The sequence below is a fragment of the Sphingomonas sp. GW821-FHT02B09 genome (genome assembly GCF_059421875.1).
Map to the genome: position 1 here is coordinate 1 of NZ_JBWKVV010000029.1, position 1,619 is coordinate 1,619.

The 1,619-nt window shown below is 65.3% G+C and carries 1 protein-coding gene; it reads right to left on the reverse strand.

Translation table 11 applies throughout. From position 1 onward, the window contains the following. Positions 1 to 142 precede the first annotated feature (142 nt). Positions 143 to 1,573, reverse strand: coding sequence for an IS1182 family transposase (locus tag AC07U4_RS24800; RefSeq protein ID WP_495197602.1), 1,431 nt, complete (start codon positions 1,571 to 1,573; stop codon positions 143 to 145). Between the last annotated feature and the right edge of the window lie 46 nt (positions 1,574 to 1,619).

Consider the following 1,619-nt stretch of genomic DNA (forward strand, 5'->3'; position numbering starts at 1 on the left):
TCGCTTGTGATTGAGGTCTGAACGTTCACCGGCCAAAGATAGCGAAGGGGGGCGGACTTTTCGGCTTTTGCGCTCTGGTGGGTCGGAATGGGCTACTGCGTGACCATATCCGGCGTCGCGGTGGCCGATATGGCCGTGCGGATCAGGCCTGCACCGCCCGGATCATCTCCGGCACGCCGATAAGGGTGATGGCCCGCCTGAGATTGTATGCGAGCGCGGTCAGGCTGAACTCGGCTCGGACTTTGTCCAGCCCGCGCATCAGGAACGCGCCCTGGTTCATCGACTGTTTGATCGTGCCGAACGGATGTTCGACGGTGGAACGTCGGATGACAAGAATGTCCGGCCGCCTGGCAAGGCGCTCCGCCATGCGCTCGATGATCTCTTCCTTCTCCCAGCGGTTGACGCGCCGCCAGCGTCCCGTGGTGCACAGCGTCTTCATCTGGCAGCCGGCGCAGGCGGCGGGGCTGGAATACTGGATCGTGACATGCCCGCGCGTGATCGAGCTGTGGCGGGTGTCGAGCATCTGCCCGCCGGGACAGTGATAGGCATCGGCTGCCGGATCGTAACGGAACCGCTCCTTCGGGAAGAGGCCGTTGCTGACATTGATGCCCCGATGCGGGCGCGGAATGTACGGCGTGATGCCGGCCGCCTCACACGCCTCGATGTCCTCGCCCTTGTGGTAGCCCATGTCCGCGACCGCATCGATCCGCTCGACGCCGAGCACCTCCATCGCCACGCCGGCCGTGGGTGCGAGCAGGCCCATGTCGTTGCAGGCGTTGGTGACGTGCTGCTCGACGATCAGGCTATGCTTCGCATCGACCGCCACCTGCGCGTTGTAGCCGATGGTCACCTTGCCATGGGCGACCATCGCGCGTGCATCGGGATCGGTGAGCGAGATCTGCCCTTCGCCACTTTCCTCAAGCTGATCAAGCAGCGCCGAACTAGCCTGGCGCTGTTCGCGCAGTCTGGCGATCTTGGTCGCCAGCGCGTCGGCACGGCCGGTGCCGGCACCATCCTCGCCGCGGTCGATCTGATCCAGCTCGGCCAGGTAGCGCTCCAGTCGAGCGTCGGCCGAGGCAAGATAGGTCGCCAGTCGCTCGCGGCTGAAGTTGCGCGCCCGGCTGTTCACCGCCTTCAGCCACGTCCCGTCCACCGCCAGCAACTCTCGCCCGAACAGGTCGAGCTTGCGGCACAGCAGGACGAAGGCGCGGAACACCGCCTTGAACGCGGCACGGTTATCGCGCCGGAAGTCGGCGATGGTCCGAAAGTCCGGCCGCACCCCGCGCAGCAGCCAGATCAACTCGAGATTGCGGCCTGCCTCCGCCGCCAGGCGCCGGCTCGACCGCACCCGGTTGAGATAACCGTACAGGTACAGCTTGAGCATGTCGGCCGGATCATAACCGGGACGCCCCGTCGTCTTCGGCTGCGTCCGCTGGAAACCCGCGTTACCCAGATCGAGGTCATCGACGAAGGCGTCGATGAACCGCACCGGGTTGTCCGCAGCGACATAGTCCTCAACCGATGCCGGCAACAGCAGCGCCTGTTCCCGGGCATGACCTTCGATGTATGCCATGGCCGCAGGCTACACCGACCCGGTACGCCGTGGAATCCATAACGCC